17 protein-coding genes are annotated in these 20,703 nt (G+C 68.5%); 13 read left to right on the top strand and 4 right to left on the bottom strand.

All coding sequences use genetic code 11. From position 1 onward, the window contains the following. Positions 1–3: 3 nt before the first annotated feature. Both coaE and uvrB read left to right on the top strand, forming a co-directional pair. Complete coding sequence (gene coaE / locus EDC82_RS07520; protein WP_074039559.1) at positions 4–591, top strand: dephospho-CoA kinase; 588 nt, start codon at positions 4–6, stop codon at positions 589–591. A gap of 48 nt (positions 592–639) precedes the next feature. Beyond that, a complete protein-coding gene (gene uvrB, locus EDC82_RS07515) occupies positions 640–2,745 on the top strand; it encodes an excinuclease ABC subunit UvrB (RefSeq protein WP_074039365.1) in 2,106 nt (701 codons plus the stop codon). 48 nt (positions 2,746–2,793) lie between these two features. Here uvrB and EDC82_RS07510 read toward each other — a convergent pair whose 3' ends face one another. Both EDC82_RS07510 and EDC82_RS07505 read right to left on the bottom strand, forming a co-directional pair. Next, on the bottom strand, positions 2,794–3,015 hold the full coding sequence (locus tag EDC82_RS07510) for a hypothetical protein (RefSeq protein ID WP_038570941.1): 222 nt from the start codon (positions 3,013–3,015) through the stop codon (positions 2,794–2,796). A gap of 69 nt (positions 3,016–3,084) precedes the next feature. Further along, positions 3,085–3,495, bottom strand: a complete 411-nt coding sequence (locus tag EDC82_RS07505; RefSeq protein ID WP_074039363.1) for an NUDIX hydrolase — start codon at positions 3,493–3,495, stop codon at positions 3,085–3,087. A 215-nt stretch (positions 3,496–3,710) separates the two neighbouring features. Here EDC82_RS07505 and EDC82_RS07500 point away from each other — a divergent pair, with 215 nt between their 5' ends. Continuing rightward, positions 3,711–5,315 carry an HNH endonuclease signature motif containing protein gene (locus EDC82_RS07500; protein ID WP_131941067.1) on the top strand — a complete coding sequence of 535 codons (1,605 nt, stop codon included), beginning with the start codon at positions 3,711–3,713 and terminating at the stop codon, positions 5,313–5,315. Positions 5,316–5,373: 58 nt separating this feature from the next. Further along, complete coding sequence (locus EDC82_RS07495; RefSeq protein WP_006945470.1) at positions 5,374–5,691, top strand: DUF3817 domain-containing protein; 318 nt, start codon at positions 5,374–5,376, stop codon at positions 5,689–5,691. A gap of 463 nt (positions 5,692–6,154) precedes the next feature. Here the strand turns inward: EDC82_RS07495 and EDC82_RS07490 are convergent, their stop codons facing one another. Beyond that, positions 6,155–6,838: an MBL fold metallo-hydrolase gene (locus EDC82_RS07490; RefSeq protein WP_074039360.1), complete on the bottom strand. Its 684-nt coding sequence runs from the start codon at positions 6,836–6,838 to the stop codon at positions 6,155–6,157. 176 nt (positions 6,839–7,014) lie between these two features. Next, positions 7,015–8,847 (bottom strand): glycoside hydrolase family 15 protein, encoded by a 1,833-nt coding sequence (locus EDC82_RS07485; RefSeq protein ID WP_074039359.1) that lies wholly within the window; start codon positions 8,845–8,847, stop codon positions 7,015–7,017. 119 nt (positions 8,848–8,966) lie between these two features. Between EDC82_RS07485 and uvrA the strand changes: the two genes are divergently transcribed. The 9 genes from uvrA (at position 8,967) to tpiA (ending at position 20,667) form a co-directional block, all read left to right on the top strand. Next, positions 8,967–12,065: an excinuclease ABC subunit UvrA gene (uvrA, locus tag EDC82_RS07480; protein WP_040014659.1), complete on the top strand. Its 3,099-nt coding sequence runs from the start codon at positions 8,967–8,969 to the stop codon at positions 12,063–12,065. Continuing rightward, on the top strand, positions 12,065–12,475 hold the full coding sequence (locus EDC82_RS07475; protein WP_040014672.1) for a Rieske (2Fe-2S) protein: 411 nt from the start codon (positions 12,065–12,067) through the stop codon (positions 12,473–12,475). Before uvrA ends, EDC82_RS07475 begins: the two co-directional genes overlap by 1 nt. Then, a complete protein-coding gene (gene uvrC, locus EDC82_RS07470; protein ID WP_006945374.1) occupies positions 12,475–14,478 on the top strand; it encodes an excinuclease ABC subunit UvrC in 2,004 nt (667 codons plus the stop codon). The genes EDC82_RS07475 and uvrC overlap by 1 nt, the downstream gene beginning before the upstream one ends. A 17-nt stretch (positions 14,479–14,495) precedes the next feature. After that, on the top strand, positions 14,496–15,368 hold the full coding sequence (gene rapZ, locus EDC82_RS07465; RefSeq protein WP_040014671.1) for an RNase adapter RapZ: 873 nt from the start codon (positions 14,496–14,498) through the stop codon (positions 15,366–15,368). Then, positions 15,365–16,348, top strand: coding sequence for a uridine diphosphate-N-acetylglucosamine-binding protein YvcK (gene yvcK / locus EDC82_RS07460; RefSeq protein ID WP_006945440.1), 984 nt, complete (start codon positions 15,365–15,367; stop codon positions 16,346–16,348). Before rapZ ends, yvcK begins: the two co-directional genes overlap by 4 nt. Positions 16,349–16,433: 85 nt before the next feature. Next, complete coding sequence (whiA, locus tag EDC82_RS07455; protein ID WP_038570925.1) at positions 16,434–17,411, top strand: DNA-binding protein WhiA; 978 nt, start codon at positions 16,434–16,436, stop codon at positions 17,409–17,411. A 155-nt stretch (positions 17,412–17,566) separates the two neighbouring features. After that, positions 17,567–18,574, top strand: coding sequence for a type I glyceraldehyde-3-phosphate dehydrogenase (gene gap / locus EDC82_RS07450; RefSeq protein WP_040014658.1), 1,008 nt, complete (start codon positions 17,567–17,569; stop codon positions 18,572–18,574). Between the two features lie 12 nt (positions 18,575–18,586). Next, complete coding sequence (pgk, locus tag EDC82_RS07445) at positions 18,587–19,783, top strand: phosphoglycerate kinase (RefSeq protein ID WP_006945461.1); 1,197 nt, start codon at positions 18,587–18,589, stop codon at positions 19,781–19,783. Between the two features lie 89 nt (positions 19,784–19,872). Further along, complete coding sequence (gene tpiA, locus EDC82_RS07440; protein WP_006945363.1) at positions 19,873–20,667, top strand: triose-phosphate isomerase; 795 nt, start codon at positions 19,873–19,875, stop codon at positions 20,665–20,667. The last annotated feature ends 36 nt before the right edge of the window (positions 20,668–20,703 follow it).

Genomic DNA, 20,703 nt, shown 5'->3' with positions numbered 1-20,703 from the left:
ACGATGAAGGTCGGGTTGACGGGTGGGATCGGTTCGGGCAAGTCTGCGGTGGCCCGATTGCTCGTCGAGCAAGGGGCGCTGGTCGTCGACGCCGACGCCGTCGCGCGCGAGGTCGTCGCGCCCGGCAGTGCGGGGCTCGCGCAGATCGCCGACCGCTTCGGTGACGGCGTCCTGACGGCGCGGGGCGAGCTGGATCGCCGGGCGCTGGGGGCCATCGTCTTCGCGGACGAGGGCGCGCGGCGCGACCTCGAAGCCATCACGCACCCGCTCATCGCGGCGCGCACGCTCGAGTTGTTCGCCGCGGCGAAACCGGGGCAGGTGCTCGTGCACGACATTCCGTTGCTCGTCGAGCTGGGGCGCGAGGGCGACTACGACGTCGTCATCGTCGTCGATGCGCCCGTCGAGACGCGTCTGCAGCGGCTCGAGGAGCACCGCGGGATGCCGCGTGAGGTCGCCGAGGCACGCATGCGCAGTCAGGCCAGCGACGAGCAGCGCCGCGCGGTCGCCGATGTGTGGATCGACAACGCGGGGGACGAGGACACGTTGCGTCGCCGCGTCGACGACGTGTGGCGCACGCACTTGCAGGGCTGAGGACCGCGGGATTCCGGGGTTGTCAGTGGGCGGGTCTAGGGTTGCGGCATGCGTCCAGTCACCGATCTGCAGCGTTCTGTCGCACCCATCAAGGTCGAATCCGAGTTCGAGCCCGCCGGCGATCAGCCGAAGGCCATCGCCGAGTTGTCGAAGCGCGTCAAGGCGGGGGAGCAGGACATCGTCCTGCTCGGTGCGACGGGTACCGGAAAGTCGGCAACGACGGCGTGGCTGATCGAGCAGGTGCAGCGCCCGACGCTCGTGCTGGCGCCCAACAAGACGCTCGCGGCGCAGCTCGCCAACGAGTTCCGAGAGTTGTTGCCGCACAACGCCGTCGAGTACTTCGTCAGCTACTACGACTACTACCAGCCCGAGGCGTACGTGCCGCAGACGGACACGTACATCGAGAAGGATTCCTCGATCAACGAGGAGGTCGAGCGGCTGCGTCACTCGGCGACCAACTCGCTGCTGACGCGGCGTGACGTCGTCGTCGTCGCGTCCGTGTCGTGCATCTACGGTCTCGGCACGCCGCAGGAGTATGTCGACCGGATGGCCCGTCTCAAGGTCGGCCAGGAGATCAACCGCGACGAGTTGCTGCGCCGGTTCGTCGAGATGCAGTACACGCGCAACGACCTCGCGTTCACGCGCGGCACGTTCCGCGTGCGCGGCGACACGGTCGAGATCATCCCCGTGTACGAGGAGCTCGCGATCCGTATCGAGTTCTTCGGCGACGAGATCGACCGGCTTTACACGTTGCACCCGTTGACGGGGGAGATCGTCAACGAGGAGTCGGAGATGTACGTCTTCCCGGCGACGCACTACGTCGCCGGGCCCGAGCGCATGGAGCGCGCCATCGCCGGCATCGAGGTCGAGCTGGGCGATCAGCTCAAGCGGTTCGAGGCCGAGGGCAAGATGCTCGAGGCGCAGCGCTTGCGGATGCGGACGACGTACGACATCGAGATGATGCGGCAGGTCGGGTCGTGCGCCGGCATCGAGAACTACAGCCGTCACATGGACGGTCGTGGCCCCGGTACCGCGCCGAACACGCTGCTCGACTACTTCCCGGAGGATTTCCTCCTCGTCATCGACGAGTCGCACCAGACGGTCCCGCAGATCGGCGCGATGTACGAGGGTGACATGTCGCGCAAGCGCACCCTCGTCGACCATGGTTTCCGTCTGCCGAGCGCGATGGACAACCGGCCGTTGAAGTGGGAGGAGTTCCTCGAGCGCATCGGGCAGACGGTGTACCTCTCGGCGACGCCGGGCGACTACGAGATGAGCAAGAGCGACGGCTACGTCGAGCAGGTCATCCGCCCGACGGGTCTCGTCGATCCCGAGATCGTGCTCAAGCCGACGAAGGGGCAGATCGACGATCTGCTCGGCGAGATCCGCACACGGACGGACAAGAACGAGCGTGTCCTCGTCACGACCTTGACGAAGAAGATGGCCGAGGATCTCACCGACTATCTGCTCGACAAGGGTGTGCGGGTGCGCTATCTGCACTCGGAGGTCGACACGTTGCGCCGCGTCGAGTTGCTGCGCGAGTTGCGCATGGGTGAGTTCGACGTCCTCGTCGGCATCAACCTGCTCCGTGAGGGTCTCGACCTACCGGAGGTGTCGCTCGTCGCGATCCTCGACGCCGACAAGGAGGGCTTCCTGCGGTCCGCACGAAGCCTGATCCAGACCATCGGTCGCGCTGCGCGAAACGTCTCCGGTCAGGTGCACATGTACGCCGACAAGGTGACGCCGTCGATGCAGGAGGCGATCGACGAGACGTCGCGCCGCCGTGAGCTGCAGATCGCGTACAACACGGAGAAGGGCATCGACCCACAGCCGTTGCGCAAGAAGATCGCGGACATCACCGACATGCTGCAGCGCGAGTCCGCCGACACGGACGCACTGCTCGGTTCCGGCCGTTCGATGTCGCGTGGTAAGGGTCGCGGCGGCAGCGGTGCGGCGAGTGCCGACGCGAACGTCGCCGCGGGCGCGAAGCGCGAGGCGAGCAGCGCCGCCGACCTCGCGGGCCTCATCCAGGAGTTGCAGGCCCAGATGAGTGAGGCGGCCTCCGAGCTGCAGTTCGAACTCGCAGCGCGTCTGCGCGACGAATTACGTGACCTCAAGAAAGAACTGCGCCAGATGACGGAGGCGCAGAAGTAGCGCCCTGATGGCGTCCGCGGCGCCGGGTGGGATCTCGGCGCCGCGTGGTCATCGCCCCTTGTTGCGAGGATGGTTGCGGGCCTGACGCTCATTGCCGCGGCGATAGTTGCCGGTGAGGCGCGCCATGATCTCCTGAGCGTCACCGTCCTCGACGTCTTCCAAGAAGTCCGCAGCACGCGCGCCCCTAAGAGTCGTCGCTGTGCGTCCGTGATGAGTGATGACAACGACGCCATCACGTTCGAGAAAGGCGAAGCCAGCAGGTTGGGGCATGCTCGACACGCTATGGGCGAGGCAGCCGACCGGCAAGCGAAATACGGTCACGCCACGCCGGGGCTGATGTCATTTGATCGCCCGCATGAGCCTGACGAGGTCCTGACACCCCGCAGGATCGGCCATGGCCAACCGGGGCAGTTCGCTCTCGGCGAACCAGCCGATGTCGTCGTGCTCGTCGGGCGCGATGTTGCGGGGGTTCCCTACCCAGCGCGTCGCGAAGAACGCATGCTTCAACAGGGCTGGATCGCTGCAGGCCATCGGAAATCGCTCTGCATCGATCACCGTCACTCCGAGCTCTTCGACGCACTCGCGACGGGCAGCGCACTCGGCGGACTCGCCGGGTTCGACGTGTCCCCCGGGCAGGTCCCACAGGTCCGGATAATTCATCCGGTTCGGGTGGCGGTGAGCGAGTAGCACCCTCGCGTCCCGAACGAGTGCCACGACGGCAATGTGCGTGGGCAGCGTCGCTGAGGCCATGGGATGAGTCAACCACCAGTCGCCTGTACCTCGTCTGCCGTCAGGCGGTAGACCAAGCGGGTGCAAACCAGCGCCGCCTGATCGCAGGGTTGCACGCGGCGGGTGCTCTTGTGATTCGTGATGCAGCCCTGGCGCGGAGGAAGGGCCGGCCAGTGGGTTCACTCACTATCCCTTTGACCCTACCAAGATTCGAACATGTGTACTAAACTAGTGGCATGGATCAAACGCTGGCAGTGACGGCCGAGACGGTCGCCGCCATGCCGTCCACCGAGCTGGTGGGCGCATGGGTTCTGCTGACGCGCGCGATCGCAGAGCAGGCGCTGGCCGACCCGGAGACATTGGCGCCCTGCTCGGGCGACGCGTTGCCGCGAACCTTCGATGAGCGCCACACGCGCACGTTCACGCTCCAAGCACAACTGGAAGACATCGCCGTTGCTGCGCAGGAGGTGACGAGGGCCGCCGACGCGGTGCTTCACGCCGTCGCCGTCGAACACGAAGACACGGTCGCCCAGCGTGCTCACCTCGACGAGGAGAACTATGGGCTCTGCGAACGCCCTCCGACCGCAGGCGAATTCGCGGGGGATGATCTCGGGAACGCCCTCGGGTGTTCGAGCGCCACCGCGTCGCGCCTCGCTGTCGACGGACGCATGCTCCGCGACCGCGCGCCCGCTCTGCACGAACTGACGCTGCGGGGAGCCTGCCGCACCATGGTGGCCGCCACGCTGGCGCGTGAGATGGCGCACCTCGACGACGAGTTGGCTGCAGAGGTGCTCACGGATCTCGTGAGCGGGGGAGCACACCACCTCAGCGTCGACGGTGCCCGCTCCCGGGCGCGCAAACTGCTGCACGACAGGCGGCTGGCGCAGACCGAGGCCGACACCGTCGACCCCCGTCGTGAGCACGGGCTATGGTTCACGCCCCACCTCGATTTCGACACCCTCACCGAGGTGCGTCTGATCATGGCCACCGAGGACGCTGCCCGTCTCCGCGCCGCGATCGAAGCGCACGCTCAGACGCTCAACGACCATGCGCCAGATCCACGTGACGAACTCGCGCGGTGGCGCGCCGCGAGCCACGTCAGTGTGGCAGGGAGTGGCACCGAACCCCTCGGCGCCGTTCGCGTCGGCGCACTGCTCGACCTTGTCTTCGCGAACTCAACGGTCAACACCGTCATGCACCTCAAGGTGCCCGTCCACGCGAGCCCACCAGCGCCTTCCGACCGGCGGTTCGGAACGCTGGAGCCCCCTGCGTCGCTCGCCTCCGTCCCCAACTGCGGTCTCGACGAGGGCGGTCTTGATGAGGACGGTCTTAGTCGGCCCCGTCAGCACGCTGAGGCCGGGCCGATCGGCGTCATCACGCGACCCCCGGACACATTGGGCGCGGCCCACATCCCCGGCCTGGGCCACGTCGACGCGGCAGCCGTTCGCCTCGTCGCGGCGCTCGTCGACACCACGTTCACGATCGACCTCGTTGACGGTGCGTGGACGACGCTCGCGAGTTGCTCGACGACGTATCGTCCCGGCGCGCGAGTGGCGCGGCTTGTCCGTGAGCGTGACGTGCACTGCCGCTTCCCGCACTGCACCCGGGTCTCGACGAACTGCGACCTCGACCACGTCGTCCCGCACGCCGACGGTGGGCCGACGTGCGTCGGCAACCTGCAGGCCCTGTGCCGCCACCATCACCGCGCCAAGACCTTCGGCGGCTATGCCGTGACCATGACGCCAGACGGAGTTTGCACGTGGGAGTCACCGACCGGCCGCCGCTGGACGACTCTCCCGAGCGGGGAGACGGTCGCGACCACGCTCGCTCCCGCGAGCTGAGCTGTTGGCAGGCACGCTCCATCGGCCGGCACTCAGGCCGTCTCAGTAGAATCGCCGCATGTCTCGAATCTTCAAGATCTTCGCGTTCGCCGAAGCTGTTTCCTGGGGTCTGCTTCTCATCGGCATGTTCTTCAAGTGGGTGCTCAAGACCACTGAGGTCGGAGTGCAGATCGCCGGGCCCATCCACGGCGTCATGTTCATCGGGTACGTCCTGTGCGCGCTCAAGCTGTGGCAGGAGAAGAGCTGGCCGAACAAGACGATCGGCATCGGCCTGCTCTGCGCCGTGATCCCGTTCGCGACGATCTGGTTCGAGAAGCGCGCCGAAGCGCGTGGCGAACTCGGCGACGAACCGCGTCAGAAGCCCCTCGCCGGCTGACGATCCCCCTGCACGTGCGACCGGCGGGGCCGCGAGCTGCGAGGGTTCGCAGCCCCGCCGCTCGTTCGTCATGACACGCCAGTCGACGAGACGCACCGACGACGCCGGCCCCTGCCTGCGCGTCACTCAGCCGCGGCTGCGATACGAGACATCGCCGGCGCTCAAGGCACCAGAGGTGTTCGCGCACCTGGTCGAGGCATGACCATCCGGTTGGTCACCGCGGCGCGCCGCAGACCCGCGTCGTCGTCGGCGCTCAAGTCGCCAGGCCTGCCCGCGCCACGCATCCAGGTGCGGTCATTCACGCAAAGACCGCGTCGTGCAGGCAAGGGCGGCGATGATGTCGGGCGCCCAGGTCGCCAGGCCTGCCCACGCCACGCATCCAGGTGCGGTGGTCACGCAACGACCGCATCGTGCAGTCAGGGGACCATGCAGTCAAGGGCGACGATGATGTCGGGCGCTCAGCTCACCAACCGCGTTCGCGCCACTCGTCGAGGTGCGGGCGTTCGACAGACAGACGCGTGTCGTCGCCGTGGCCCGGGTGAACGTCGGCATCGTCGAAACGCCCGAAGATGCGATCGCGAACCATGGTGAACAGCTCGTCGAACGACTGCTCATCGGAATGCGTCGTCGCGCCGACGCCGCCAGGAAACAGCGTGTCGCCCGTCCACAGCTGAGGCAGAGCGTCGCTGCCGGCGGGTGGCGTCCACGACAACACGACGCTGCCGGGGGTGTGGCCTGGCACGTGGTGCGCGACGAGCGTCTGCGCGCCGAACTGAATCGTGTCACCGTCACTCAGCGTCCGCGCGGGCGCGACCGGGAGGTGCGGTCCGTCCTCGAGACCGGCGAGCGTCGCGTCAGCACGCTCGGCGAGCTCGGGCAGGGCGCGGTGATGATCCCAGTGCTTGTGGGTCGTCACGACGGCATCGAGACGATCGACGCACGCCTCGTCGAGCATCGCCGTGATGGCTCCGGCATCTGCCGCAGCGTCGATGAGCACCGCCGCACCACCCGTCTCGGGCGTCGCATCACGCAGCAGATACACGTTGTTGTGCATGTCGGAAACTGACAGCTTCCACATCGTCAGCCCCGGCAGGTCGAGTCGTGACGGCGCGTCGCCCGGTTTCACATCGGAGAGGTAAGCACTCATGCCTCTACCATCTCACCCACCCAGCCACCGGTGCCACAGGTACCGGCGCCGGGTGGCCCGGGCACGCCGCGCGCAGGGGCGGCCCGGGCCCGTGACAGCGCGAGCGTGCAGCCGATGCCGCGTCATCAGTGTCGTCGCTCTGGGCCGCCGGGGCAGGAAACCCCGCTACCACCGCGTCAGACGTTCGCCCCGCGCGCAGCGACCTGCGCCTCATGCAGGTCGTAGCCGGCGCCGATGAGAGTGAGGTGACTGAAGGCCTGCGGGTAGTTGCCGACCTGGGTCATCTCCTCGGGGTCGTACTCCTCGGCGAGCAGTCCGACGTCGTTCGGCAGGTCGCACAACCGGTCGAACAGCTCCTCGGCCTTGTCGAGCTCACCGATCTTCGCGTACGCGGAGACGAGCCAGAACGAGCAGGCGAGGAACGGGTGCTCGTCTCCGGCGAGGCCGTCGACGCCCGATTCGGTGCGGTAGCGCAGGAGGAAACCGCCGCGCATGAGGTCGTTCTCGATGGCCCGCACCGTGCCGATGACGCGAGGATCGTCGGCGGGCAGGAACCCGACGGCCGGGATGAGCAGCAGCGACGCGTCGACCTCGGTCGTGTTGTAGTGCTGCGTGAACGTGTTCTTCTGCACGTTGAAACCCTTCGTGAGGATCTCCTCACGCACGAGCTCGCGCACCTCGCGCCACCGCTCGACGTCGCCCGGGTGGCCGTGCTTCTCGACGGCGGAGATCGCCGCGTTGAACGCAGCCCACACCATGACGCGCGAGTGCGTGAAGTGCTGCAGCGGCCCGCGGATCTCCCATAAACCGTTGTCCGGCTCGTCCCAGTGCTCGGCGAGCTGGTTGACTAGCGCGGCCTGGATCGCCCAGGTCTGCTCGTTCTCGTACCCACCCTTGGCGCGCGCGTGCTCAAAGGCGATCATGACCTCGCCGAGGACGTCCGTCTGCTTCTGGTCGACGGCGCCGTTGCCGACACGCACCGGCCGCGAATCCGCGTACCCGGGCAGATGGTCGAGTTCACGCTCGGGCAGCTCGCGCCCACCGTCGATCGTGTACATGATCTGCATGTCCTCGGGATCACCGGCGAGGGCACGCACGAGCCACTCGCGCCACTTGATCGTCGCGTCGACGTAGCCGGCGCGCAGCAGCGACTCGAGACCTAGCGAGGCGTCGCGCAGCCAGCAGTAGCGGTAATCCCAGTTGCGTTCACCACCGAAGTCCTCCGGCAGCGACGTCGTCGGCGCCGCGACGATGCCGCCGCGGCGGCTGTCCGTCAGCAGGTTGAGCACGAGCAGGCTGCGACGCACGACGTCGGCGTGCGGCCCGTCGTAGGTGCAGTGGCCGATCCAGTCGTTCCAGCGCCCCAGCGTCGACGCGATGCGCTTGTCGGTGTCGAGCGGGATCGGGATCGGCTTGTAGCTCGGCACCCACGTCATGCTGAAGTCGAGCGCCTCACCGGCGGAGACGTCGAACAGGTCACGGTGACGCCCCTCGTTGCCGACGGGCAGCCGGTCGCCGCGGAAGATGAGCATGTCGGGGCCGGCGATCGCGACGAGCACCTCCTCGTCCTGCACGTGCCCCGGGTGGTGGCTCACCCACGGCTTCACCTTGCCGTAGTTGAGGCGGACGACCCACTCCTGCTCCAACGTCACGGTACCCTCGAGGCCCTCGACGCGACGCAGGACGTCTGCGCGGCCGTCGCTGACGGGCATGAGATCGGTGACCTTCACCTTGCCGGTCGCCGTCTCGTGGATCGTCTCGAGGATGAAACTGTCCTCGCGGTACGCCCGCGTCGTCGTGGCCTCCTCGGCGGGCCCGAGCAGCCAGCGTCCGTGATCCGGCGTGCCGAGCAGCGCCGTGAAGCAGCTCGACGAGTCGAAGCGGGGCAGGCACAACCAGTCGATGGACCCCCGGAGGCTGACGAGCGCCGCCGTCTCGGTGTCACCGATGATGGCGTAGTCCTCGATCGGGGTGGTGTTGACCTCGGAAGGGGTGAAATCCACAGACATGCGCCCCAGACTAATCGGACCGGCGCCATGGCCTGATCCGTCGTCGTGGGCGTGTCCCGGGTGCCCACAGGGGTGGGTTTCCCCGCGCCGTTCGGGGGTTGTCGGTGCGCGCACCTAGCATGGGGGACGTGCCGAAGATTCCAAGCAGCAGCAACGCCGTGGCCCCACGTCGCGGCCACGATCACCTTCTCGTGCGCGGCGCACGGGAGCACAACCTCAAGAACGTCTCGATCGAGATCCCGCGTGACGCGCTCGTCGTGTTCACCGGGCTGTCCGGCTCGGGCAAGTCGTCCCTCGCGTTCGACACGATCTTCGCCGAGGGCCAGCGCCGCTACGTCGAATCCCTGTCGGCGTACGCGCGTCAGTTCCTCGGTCAGATGGACAAGCCGGACGTCGACTTCATCGAAGGCCTCAGCCCCGCCGTCTCCATCGATCAGAAGAGCACGAACCGCAATCCGCGCTCGACGGTGGGCACGATCACGGAGGTCTACGACTACTTCCGTCTGCTCTTCGCCCGCGCCGGTCGCCCGCACTGCCCCGTCTGCGGCGCGCCGGTCGGCAGCCAGACGCCGCAGCAGATCGTCGACTCGATCCAGGAGCTACCGTCTGGCACCCGCTTCCAGGTGCTTGCACCCGTCGTGCGCGCCCGCAAGGGCGAGTACGTCGACCTGTTCGCCGAACTGCAGACGAAGGGCTTCTCCCGTGCCCGTGTCGACGGTGAGACGGTGACGCTGAGCGAACCGCCGACGCTGGAGAAGCAGAAGAAGCACACGATCGACGTCGTCGTCGACCGTCTCGTCGCGAAGGGGCCGGACGACCTCAGCGGCCGCCAGCGCCTCACCGACTCGGTCGAGACGGCCCTCGGCCTCGCGGACGGCCTCGTCGTCATCGAACGCGTCGTGCGCGAGGGCGCCGAGGACGCGCACGACGAGCTGCCGCTCGAGCGCCGTTACTCGGAGAAGCTCGCCTGCCCGAACGACCACGCGCTGTCGATGGACGCGATCGAGCCGCGTTCGTTCTCGTTCAACAGCCCGTTCGGTGCCTGCCCGGCCTGCACCGGTCTCGGCACCGAGCTGCGTGTCGACCCCGACCTCATCATCCCCGACGAGGACAAGACGCTGCGCGAGGGCGCGATCCTGCCGTGGGCGCAGGGCAGCGGTGCCGCCGACTATTTCGTCCGCGTCATGGGCGCGCTCGGCAAGGAGAGCGGGTTCGACCTCGACACCCCGTGGCGCGACCTGCCGGCCAAGGCGAAGACGATGCTGCTCGAGGGCAAGAACCACAAGGTTCACGTCACCTACCGCAACCGTTTCGGGCGTGAGCGCTCCTATTCGACGGGCTTCGAGGGCGTCATCCCGTTCGTCAAGCGTCGCCACACGGAGACGGAGTCGGAGTGGAGCCGTGAGCGCTACGAGGGCTACATGCGCGAGGTGCCATGCCCGACGTGCAACGGCGCACGCCTCAAGCCCGAGTCGCTGTCGGTGACGATCGGCGGCAAGTCGATCGCCGAGGTGTGCGCGCTGCCGATCTCGGAGTCCGCGCACTTCCTCGACGACGTCGACTTCACCTCGCGCGAGCGGCAGATCGCCGAGCGCGTCATCAAGGAGATCGCGGCGCGTCTCGGCTTCCTGCTCGACGTTGGCCTCGACTACCTCTCGCTCGACCGGCCCGCCGGCACGCTGTCGGGTGGCGAGGCGCAGCGCATCCGCCTCGCGACGCAGATCGGCTCAGGTCTCGTCGGCGTGCTCTACGTCCTCGACGAGCCGTCGATCGGTCTTCACCAACGTGACAACCACCGCCTCATCGAGACGCTGACGCGCCTGCGCGACCTCGGCAACACGCTCATCGTCGTCGAGCACGACGAGGACACGATCGCGACGGCCGACTGGATCGTCGACATCGGGCCCGGTGCCGGCGAGCACGGGGGAGAGGTCGTCTACTCCGGCCCGGTCAAGGGCTTGCTCGCGGAGAAGAAGTCCGTCACCGGCGGTTACCTCAGCGGCCGATTGTCCATCCCGGTGCCGCAGACGCGTCGCGGTCAGGACGGTCGCCGCCTCGTCGTCGAGGGAGCGCGTGAGCACACGCTCAAGGACATCGACGTCGCGTTCCCGCTGGGCAACCTCGTCGTCGTCTCCGGCGTGTCGGGGTCGGGCAAATCGACGCTCGTCAACGACATCCTCTACACGACGCTCGCGAACGACCTCAACGGCGCCCGCCAGGTCGCCGGGCGCCACAAGCGCGTCACCGGCACCGAACTGCTCGACAAGGTCGTCCACGTCGACCAGAGCCCCATCGGGCGCACGCCGCGGAGCAACCCGGCCACCTACACGGGCGTGTTCGACGCCATCCGCAAGCTCTTCGCAGAGACACAGGAGGCGAAGATCCGCGGCTACCAGCCGGGGCGCTTCTCCTTCAACGTCAAGGGCGGACGCTGCGAGGCATGTTCGGGTGACGGCACGCTGAAGATCGAGATGAACTTCCTGCCCGACGTGTACGTGCCGTGCGAGGTGTGCCACGGGGCGCGCTACAACCGCGAGACGCTCGAGGTGCACTTCAAGGGCAAGTCGATCGCCGAGGTGCTCGACATGCCGATCGAGGAGGCCGCTGAGTTCTTCGAAGCGGTGCCCGCGATCGCGCGTCACATGCGCACGCTCGTCGACGTCGGTCTCGGCTACGTCCGTCTCGGCCAGCCGGCGCCGACGCTGTCGGGTGGTGAGGCGCAGCGCGTCAAGCTAGCCGCGGAGCTGCAGAAGCGCTCGTCCGGCCGCACGATCTACGTCCTCGACGAGCCGACGACCGGTCTGCACTTCGAGGACATCCGCAAGCTGCTCGAGGTCATCCAGGGCCTCGTCGACAAGGGCAACACGGTCGTCGTCATCGAGCACAACCTCGACGTCATCAAGAGCGCCGACTGGGTCATCGACATGGGCCCCGAGGGTGGTTTCCGCGGCGGTGAGGTCGTCGCCGAGGGCACGCCAGAGCAGATCGCGCAGGTCGAGGCGAGCCACACGGGTCGCTTCCTGCGTCCGCTGCTCGAAGCCGCGGGCGTGACGCCGACGATCGTGGCGCAGAAGCCCGTCATCGACCCGCGCGCGGCGATGAAGAAGACCGCCGCGAAGAAGACGGCGAGCAAGCAGACCGCGGCCGGCAAGACGACCGCAAAGAACACGAGCGCCGCGCCGAGTGCGGCGAAGAAGACGACCCGGAAGAAGGCATGATGAGCGACCTCCAGGCACAGTTCACCCGCCGCAGCGCGATGACCGCGACGATCGCCGTGGCCGGCACCGGCATGCTCGCCGCGTGCGGCGGGGGCGACGACGAGGCCTCGACGAAGTCCGTCGACGCCACGATCGACGCGAGCAAGGTGAGCGTCGGCAGCGGCTTCGTCGACCGCGGCAACTCCATCGTCGTCACTCAGCCGACGAAGGGCACCTTCAAGGCGTTCACGTCCGTGTGCCCGCACCAGGGCTGCCAGGTCGGCGAGGTCACCGACAAGGCGATCGTCTGCCCCTGCCACGGCAGCCGCTTCGACCCGATGACGGGCGCCGTGCTCGCCGGCCCCGCGGACAAGCCGCTCGCCGAGAAGAAGGTCGAGGTCAAGGGCAGCCAGCTGCACGTGACCGGCTGATGGCAGACCCCCGCACCTACCGCCCCAAGACGGGCGACATCCCGACCGAACCCGGCGTCTACCGCTTCCGCGACCGCGACGGGCGCGTCATCTATGTCGGCAAGGCGAAGAACCTGCGCTCGCGCCTGAGCAACTACTTCCAGGATCTGCGGCTGCTGCACCCGCGCACGCGGACGATGGTGACGACGGCCGCCTCGGTGGAGTGGACGATCGTGCGCACCGAGGTCGAGGCGTTGCAGCTCGAGTACGCCTGGATCAAGGAGTTCGACCCGCGCTTCAACGTCAAGTACCGCGACGACAAGTCCTACCCCTACCTCGCGGTGACGATGTCCGACGCGGTGCCGCGCGCGCAGGTGATGCGCGGGCGCAAGCGTCCCGGCACTCGCTACTTCGGCCCGTTCACGCACGCGTGGGCGATCCGCGACACGCTCGATCAACTCATGCGCGTGTTCCCGATGCGCACGTGCAGCAACGGGGTCTACCGACGCGCCGAGGCGTCGGGTCGCCCGTGTCTGCTCGGGTACATCGACAAGTGCAGCGCGCCCTGCGTCGGCAAGGTCACCAAGGCCGAGCACCGTGAGATCGCCCAGGATTTCTGCGATTTCATGGCCGGCGATTCCGCGCGCTTCACCCGGGAGATCGAGCGACGCATGAAGGCTGCCGCCGCCGACCTCGACTTCGAACAAGCGGCGCGCTTGCGCGACGACCTCGGTGCCCTGGAGAAAGTGCTGCAGAAGTCGGCCGTCGTGTTCGACGACGCGACGGATGCCGACGTCTTCGGCGTCGCCGAGGACGACCTCGAGGCAGCCGTCCAGGTCTTCCACGTGCGCGGCGGCCGCATCCGGGGTCAGCGCGGCTGGGTCACCGACAAGGGCAGCGACGCCGGCGTCAACACCGCCGACCTCGTCGAGGCCATGCTGCTCGAGGTCTACGGCGACCTTCAGGGGCGCGACGACGTCCCGCGCGAGGTGCTCGTGCCGTCGCTGCCGCCCGATGTCGAGACGGTCAGCTCGTGGCTGCGCGAACGCCGCGGCAGCAACGTCGACGTCCGCGTGCCGCAGCGCGGCGACAAGCGCGAGCTCGCCGCGACGGTCGCGAAGAACGCCGAGCACGCGCTCGCGCGCCACAAGGTGAGCCGCGCGTCCGACCTGACGGCCCGCTCGCAGGCCCTCGAGGAGTTGCAGGAGAACCTCGGGCTGCCCGAGGCGCCGCTGCGCATCGAGTGCTTCGACATCTCGCACGTGCAGGGCACGAACGTCGTCGGTTCGATGGTCGTGTTCGAGGACGGTCTGCCCCGCAAGTCGGAGTACCGCCGCTTCATCGTCAACGGCATCGAGGGCGAGGATGGCACGCTGCGCAACGACGACGTCGCCGCGATGCACGAGGTGCTGACGCGGCGTTTCGCCCGGCTCGCGAAGGAGAGCGCCGACCTCGCGCCCGCGACGACCGGCGAGATCCCGGCGGACGCGGCGACCGCAGGCCCCTCCCTGCGTGACGAGAACGGCCGCATCAAGCGCTTCGCCTACCGTCCGCAGTTGCTCGTCGTCGACGGCGGACGCCCGCAGGTCGACGCCGCCGCGCGGGCCCTCGCCGACGTCGGGTTCGACGACATCCCCGTCGTCGGGCTCGCGAAGCGTCTCGAGGAGGTGTGGCTCGTCGACGACGACTACCCCGTCATCCTGCCGCGCACGAGCGAGGCCTTGTACCTGCTGCAGCGCGTGCGCGACGAGGCGCATCGCTTCGCGATCACCTTCCATCGCGAGCGGCGCTCGAAGTCGATGACGACGTCCGCGCTCGACGGCATCGCCGGGCTCGGCCCTGCCAAGCAGAAGGCGCTGCTCGCGCACTTCGGCTCGCTCAAGCGCATCCGCGCGGCGGACGCCGACGCGCTGTGCGAGGTCAAGGGCATCGGTCCGACGCTCGCCGAGACCATCGTGCGTTCGCTCCGGCAGGAGCAGGGCGAGCCAGCGGTTAACGTGATGACCGGAGAGGTCGTCGAATGAACGAGCGAGAGGCAGCCATGTCACACCCACCGCGCGCGGAGTTGATGATCGTCACCGGCATGAGCGGCGCCGGCCGCTCGACGGCCGCGAACGTGCTCGAGGATCAGGGCTGGTACGTCGTCGACAACCTGCCGCCTCAGCTGCTGCCCGACCTCGCCGGGCTCGTCGACGCGAGCGCGGAGGACGTCCCGCGCCTCGCCGCCGTCGTCGACGTCCGCAGCCGCGCGTTCTTCACCGACTTCCGCGCGGGCCTCGAACGTCTGCGTGACGACGGCTGGCGCCCGTCGGTCGTGTTCATGGACGCGACCGACGAGGCGCTCGTGCGCCGGTTCGAGTCGGTGCGCCGACCGCACCCGTTGCAGGGCGAGGGGCGCATGCTCGACGGCATCATCCGCGAACGTGAGATCTTGCGCGACCTGCGCTCGAACGCCGACATCCTCATCGACACGAGCGGTCTCAACGTCCACCAACTGTCGGCGAAGGTGCACGAGCTCGTCGGCGACACGGGCGGGCCGGCGTTGCGCGTCGCCGTCATGAGCTTCGGGTTCAAGTACGGCATCCCGCTCGACGCCGACCTCGTCTTCGACATGCGTTTCTTGCCGAACCCGTTCTGGAACCCGGAGCTGCGCCCGTTCAGCGGAAAGGACGAGGTCGTGCGTGATTTCGTCCTCGGTCAGCTGGGCGCCCGTGAGTTCCTCGACGGCGTCCTCGCGCTGCTCGAACCGATGACGCAGGGCTACCTGCGCGAGGGGCGCAGCTACGTCACGCTCGCCGTCGGCTGCACCGGCGGCAAGCACCGCAGTGTCGCGATGGCCGAGGAACTGGCGAAGCGCCTCGCCTCCGATCAGCTCGGGACCCTCGTCGTCCACCGTGATCTGGGGCGGGAGTGAAGCGCCCCGCGGTCGCGGCCCTCGGTGGGGGGCATGGCCTGTTCGCCTCGCTGGAGGCCCTGCGTCTCGTGACGGACAAGATCACCGCCATCGTCACCGTCGCCGACGACGGGGGCTCTTCGGGGCGCCTGCGCGAGGAGTACGACATCCTCCCGCCCGGCGACCTGCGCATGGCGCTGGCCGCTTTGTGCGACAACTCGCAGTGGGGCATCGCCTGGCGTGATGCGCTGCAGCATCGCTTCCCGGGCGAGGGCCCGCTCGGCGGGCACGCCCTCGGCAACCTGCTCATCGCGGGGCTGTGGGATTCGCTGGGAGACCCGATCCAGGGTCTCGACATGGTCGGGCGCCTGCTCAGCGCGCGCGGGCGCGTCCTGCCCATGTCGTTGCAGCCGTTGCGCATCGACGCCAAAGTCCGCGGCGCCGACCCCGCAGATCCGGACGGGGTGCGCGAGGTCTCCGGCCAGGTCGCGGTCGCGCAGACGCCGGGCACCGTGCTCAACCTGCGCCTGTTCCCCGACCCGCCGCAGCCGTGCCGCGAGGCGATCGACGCGGTGCTCGACGCCGACTGGGTCATCCTCGGGCCGGGCTCGTGGTTCACCTCCGTCATGCCGCACCTGCTCGTGCCCGACCTGCTCGACGCGCTCGTGCAGACGAAGGCGAAGCGGATGCTGACGCTCAACGTCCAGATGGACACGGGCGAGACCTCCGGTTTCTCGGCCAGCGATCACCTCGAGGTGCTCGCGGCCCATGCTCCGGCCCTTCACCTCGACGCGATCCTCGCCGACCCGGGCGTCGTCGGTGATGACGCCCGTGCCCGCGAGGCGCTCGAGTCGTCGGCGGCCGCGTTGGGCGCGAGCGTCGTCTACAAGCCGGTCGCCGACCAGGAGAGCGCCGGCGTCCACGACACCCTGCGCCTCGCGACGGCGTACCGCGACGTCATGGAATCGGCCGCCCGCGCCCAGGCGCGGCGTCGCGCGTGACCACCCGTTTGGGCCGGGTGCCACGCGTTCGGCACAATAGATCCTTCGTCCCGCAGGGCGATCGACGAGGAAGGTGCACGACGACATGGCGATGACGGCAGCGGTCAAGGACGAGCTGGCCCGGGTGGTGGTGACGCCGCAGCAGACCCGCAAGTCCGAGGTCGCGGCCATGCTGCGCTTCGCCGGCGGGCTGCACCTCGTCGCCGGGCGGGTCGTCGTCGAGGCGGAGCTCGACACCGGCGTCGCCGCGCGTCGTCTGCGTACGAACATCACGCAGCTCTACGGTCACACGAGCGAGCTCGCCGTCATGAGTGCCGGCGGCATCCGTCGTCAGACGACGTATCTCGTGCGCGTCGCCAAGCCCGAGCTCGCCGTGCAGACCGGCCTCGTCGATGCGAAGGGCCGCCCGGTGCGCGGGCTGCCGCCGAAGATCGTCAACGGCACCCTCGACGACGCCGCCGCCGCGTGGCGCGGCGCGTTCATCGCCCACGGTTCGCTCACCGAGCCGGGCCGTTCGTCGTCGCTGGAGATCACCTGTCCCGGTTCCGAAGTCGCCCTCGCCCTCGTCGGCGCGGCGCGCCGGCTGGGTGTGCCCGCAAAGGCGCGTGAGGTGCGCGGCGTCGACCGCGTCGTCATCCGTGACGGCGAGGCGATCGGCGCGATGCTCACCCACATGGGCGCCGAGGACGCGCGCCTCGTGTGGGAGGAACGCCGCATGCGCCGTGAGGTGAGGGCCACCGCGAACCGTCTCGCGAACTTCGACGACGCCAACCTGCGCCGTTCGGCGCGCGCTGCCGTCGCCGCGGGCAGCCGCGTCGCGCGGGCGATGGAGATCCTCGGCGAGGACGTGCCCGATCATCTTCGTCAGGCCGGTGAGTTGCGCATCGAGCACAAGGAGGCGAGCCTCGAGGAGCTCGGCGCCCTGGCCGACCCACCGATGACGAAGGACGCCGTCGCCGGACGCATCCGCCGGCTGCTCGCGATGGCCGACAAGCGCGCCGCCGATCAGGGCATCCCCGGCACCGACGCGAACCTCACGCCCGACATGCTCGAGGACGACTGACCCTGCCGCGCCCCGGTCAGCGGCCTGACTGACCGGTAACCTGCCCCGCGGTGCCCCGCGGCCCGCCTGCGTGTCATAGGGTGGAGGTGTTGAAAGACCTCGCGCCTTTCTGGGCGCGTGAGCACTCGATTCCTAGGGAAGGGCAGGGTCCTCAAGTGACCGTCCGCGTTGGTATCAATGGCTTTGGCCGCATCGGCCGCAACTTCTTTCGGGCCGTGAAGGCCTCGGGCGCAGACGTCGAGATCGTGGCGGTGAACGACCTCACCGACAACAAGACGCTCGCCAACCTCCTCAAGTACGACTCGATCCTCGGCCGTTTCGACGGCGAGGTCTCCTACGACGAGGACTCCCTCACGGTCGACGGCAAGAAGATCGCCGCGTTCGCCGAGAAGGATCCGGCGAAGCTCGACTGGGCCTCGGTCGGCGCCGACGTCGTCATCGAGTCCACCGGTTTCTTCACGGACGCCGAGAAGGCCAAGGCGCACCTCACCGGTGGCGCGAAGAAGGTCATCATCTCCGCCCCGGCGAAGAACGAGGACATCACGATCGTCATGGGCGTCAACGACGACCAGTACGACGCGTCGAAGCACACGATCATCTCGAACGCCTCGTGCACGACGAACTGCCTCGCCCCGATGGCCAAGGCTCTCAACGACGGCCTCGGCATCGAGCGTGGCCTCATGACGACGATCCACGCCTACACGGGTGACCAGCGTCTGCACGACGCGCCGCACAGCGACCCGCGTCGCGCCCGCGCCGCCGCGATCAACATCGTTCCGACCTCGACGGGTGCCGCCAAGGCCGTCGCGCTGGTGCTGCCGGAGCTCAAGGGCAAGCTCGACGGTTACGCGCTGCGTGTGCCGACCCCCACAGGCTCGGCGACCGACCTGACGTTCGAGGCTCCGCGCGAGACGACCGTCGAAGAGGTCAACGAGATCGTCAAGAAGGCCGCGAGCGAGGGCCCGCTCAAGGGTTACCTGCAGTACACCGAGGACCCGCTGGTCTCGACGGACATCGTCACTGACCCGGCCTCCTGCATCTTCGACTCCGGTCTGACGAAGGTCATCGGCAACCAGGTCAAGGTCGTCGGCTGGTACGACAACGAGTGGGGTTACTCCAACCGCCTCGTCGACCTGACCACGCTCGTCGGCTCCTCCCTCTGATCGGGGTCAGGCGTGAAGTCCATCAGCGATCTGGGTGATCTGCGCGGCAAGACAGTGTTGCTGCGCAGCGACCTCAACGTCCCGCTCGACGGTTCGACGATCACCGACGACGGCCGCATCCGCGCATCGGTCCCGACGATCCAGGAGCTGACGAAGGCCGGCGCTCGCGTCGTCGTCGTCGCGCACCTGGGCCGCCCCAAGGGCGAGCCGGAGGCGAAGTACTCGCTGCAGCCCGTCGTCGGGCGCCTGTCGGAACTGCTCGGTCAGGACGTGGCGTTCGCCACCGACACGGTCGGCGACTCGGCGCGTTCCACGGTCGAATCCCTCGGTGACGGCGACGTCGCCCTGCTCGAGAACCTGCGCTTCAACGTTGGCGAGACGAGCAAGGACGAGGCCGAGCGCAAGAAGTTCGCCGAGCAGCTCGCGTCACTGGCGGACGTGTTCGTCTCCGACGGCTTCGGTGTGGTGCACCGCAAGCAGGCGTCCGTCTACGACGTGGCGCAGCTGCTGCCGTCGGCGATGGGTGGGCTCGTCAAGACCGAGGTCGAGGTGCTGAAGCAGCTCACCGAGAACCCGAAGCGTCCGTACGCCGTGGTCCTCGGTGGCGCGAAGGTCGCCGACAAGCTGGCCGTCATCGAGAACCTCATGCAGACCGCGGATCGGCTGCTCATCGGCGGCGGGATGGTGTTCACCTTCCTCGCGGCCGAGGGGCACGAGGTCGGCAAGAGCCTGCTCGACACCGAGCAGATCGAGACGGTCAAGGGCTACATCGCGAAGGCCAAGGAGCTGGGCGTCGAGATCGTGCTGCCGAGCGACGTCGTCGTCGCGCCGGAGTTCGCGGCCGACAAGGGCCACGAGGTCGTCTCGATCGACGCGATCCCGGCCGACCAGATGGGTCTCGACATCGGCCCGGAGTCGGCGAAGCTGTACGCGAGCAAGCTGACGGACTGCAAGACGGTGTTCTGGAACGGCCCGATGGGCGCGTTCGAGATGGAGCCGTTCGCCGCCGGGACGAAGGCTGTCGCGCAGGCGCTCGTCGAGGCCACCGAGAACGGTGCCCTCACCGTCGTCGGTGGTGGCGACTCGGCCGCCGCCGTGCGTCAGCTCGGCTTCTCCGACGATCAGTTCGGGCACATCTCCACCGGTGGTGGGGCGAGCCTCGAATACCTCGAGGGCAAGGAACTGCCGGGGATCTCCGTGCTCGGCTGATCTGACCTCCACAGCTGCGAGCCCCGCCTCCGTCGCTTCGGCGGGGGCGGGGTTCGCGGTATCCGATCAACGTGAAAGGGGAAGCCGGCATGGCTTCGACGAAGAACACGCGCACGCCGCTCATGGCGGGCAACTGGAAGATGAACCTCGACCACCTCGCGGGCACTCACCTCGTGCAGAAGCTCGCGTGGGGCCTGGAGGACAAGCGCCACGACTTCGGGGCCGTCGAGGTCGCCATCCTGCCGCCGTTCACCGATCTGCGTTCGGTGCAGACGCTCGTCGACGGCGACAAGCTCAAGCTCGTCTACGGCGCACAGGATCTGTCGCAGCATGACGAGGGCGCGTACACCGGTGAGATCTCGGGCGCATTCCTCGCGAAGCTCGGCTGCACCTACGCGTGCGTCGGTCACAGCGAGCGCCGTCAGTACCACGGTGAGACGGACGAGATCGTCCGCGCGAAGGTCGAGGCCGCGTACCGTCACGGCCTCACGCCGATCCTGTGCGTCGGTGAGCCGCTCGAGGTCCGTCAGGCGGGCGAGCACGTCGAGCACTGCGTCGCCCAGGTGCGCGCCGCCGTCGCCGGTCTCACGCCCGAGCAGGCGTCGACGCTCGTCGTCGCCTACGAGCCCGTGTGGGCCATCGGCACCGGCGAGGTCGCGACGCCCGCCGACGCTCAGGAGGTGTGCGCCGCCGTCCGCGTCGCCCTCGCCGACGCGTTCGACCAGGAACTCGCGAACAAGGTCCGCGTTCTCTACGGCGGCTCGGTGAAGCCGGGCAACGTCGCGGAGATCATGGCCGGGGACGACGTGGACGGTGCCCTCGTCGGCGGCGCGTCGCTCGTCGCTGACGACTTCATCGGCATCTGCACCTACCAGAACGCCTGAGGCTCGGGCACGCGGTACGCTGGGGGCTGATTTCGC

The organism is Dermacoccus sp. SAI-028 (assembly GCF_004346775.1).
GTDB lineage: Bacteria > Actinomycetota > Actinomycetes > Actinomycetales > Dermatophilaceae > Dermacoccus > Dermacoccus nishinomiyaensis.
The sequence above is the reverse complement of the archived record's forward strand: the minus strand, read 5'-3'. Positions and strand labels throughout refer to the sequence as shown.

Coding starts and splice junctions, on each gene's coding strand:
- coaE (WP_074039559.1), top strand. CDS start 4: ATGAAGGTCGGGTTGACGGGTGGGATCGGTTCGGGCAAGTCTGCGGTG.
- uvrB (WP_074039365.1), top strand. CDS start 640: ATGCGTCCAGTCACCGATCTGCAGCGTTCTGTCGCACCCATCAAGGTC.
- EDC82_RS07510 (WP_038570941.1), bottom strand. CDS start 3,015: ATGCCCCAACCTGCTGGCTTCGCCTTTCTCGAACGTGATGGCGTCGTT.
- EDC82_RS07505 (WP_074039363.1), bottom strand. CDS start 3,495: ATGGCCTCAGCGACGCTGCCCACGCACATTGCCGTCGTGGCACTCGTT.
- EDC82_RS07500 (WP_131941067.1), top strand. CDS start 3,711: ATGGATCAAACGCTGGCAGTGACGGCCGAGACGGTCGCCGCCATGCCG.
- EDC82_RS07495 (WP_006945470.1), top strand. CDS start 5,374: ATGTCTCGAATCTTCAAGATCTTCGCGTTCGCCGAAGCTGTTTCCTGG.
- EDC82_RS07490 (WP_074039360.1), bottom strand. CDS start 6,838: ATGAGTGCTTACCTCTCCGATGTGAAACCGGGCGACGCGCCGTCACGA.
- EDC82_RS07485 (WP_074039359.1), bottom strand. CDS start 8,847: ATGTCTGTGGATTTCACCCCTTCCGAGGTCAACACCACCCCGATCGAG.
- uvrA (WP_040014659.1), top strand. CDS start 8,967: ATGGGGGACGTGCCGAAGATTCCAAGCAGCAGCAACGCCGTGGCCCCA.
- EDC82_RS07475 (WP_040014672.1), top strand. CDS start 12,065: ATGAGCGACCTCCAGGCACAGTTCACCCGCCGCAGCGCGATGACCGCG.
- uvrC (WP_006945374.1), top strand. CDS start 12,475: ATGGCAGACCCCCGCACCTACCGCCCCAAGACGGGCGACATCCCGACC.
- rapZ (WP_040014671.1), top strand. CDS start 14,496: ATGTCACACCCACCGCGCGCGGAGTTGATGATCGTCACCGGCATGAGC.
- whiA (WP_038570925.1), top strand. CDS start 16,434: ATGGCGATGACGGCAGCGGTCAAGGACGAGCTGGCCCGGGTGGTGGTG.
- tpiA (WP_006945363.1), top strand. CDS start 19,873: ATGGCTTCGACGAAGAACACGCGCACGCCGCTCATGGCGGGCAACTGG.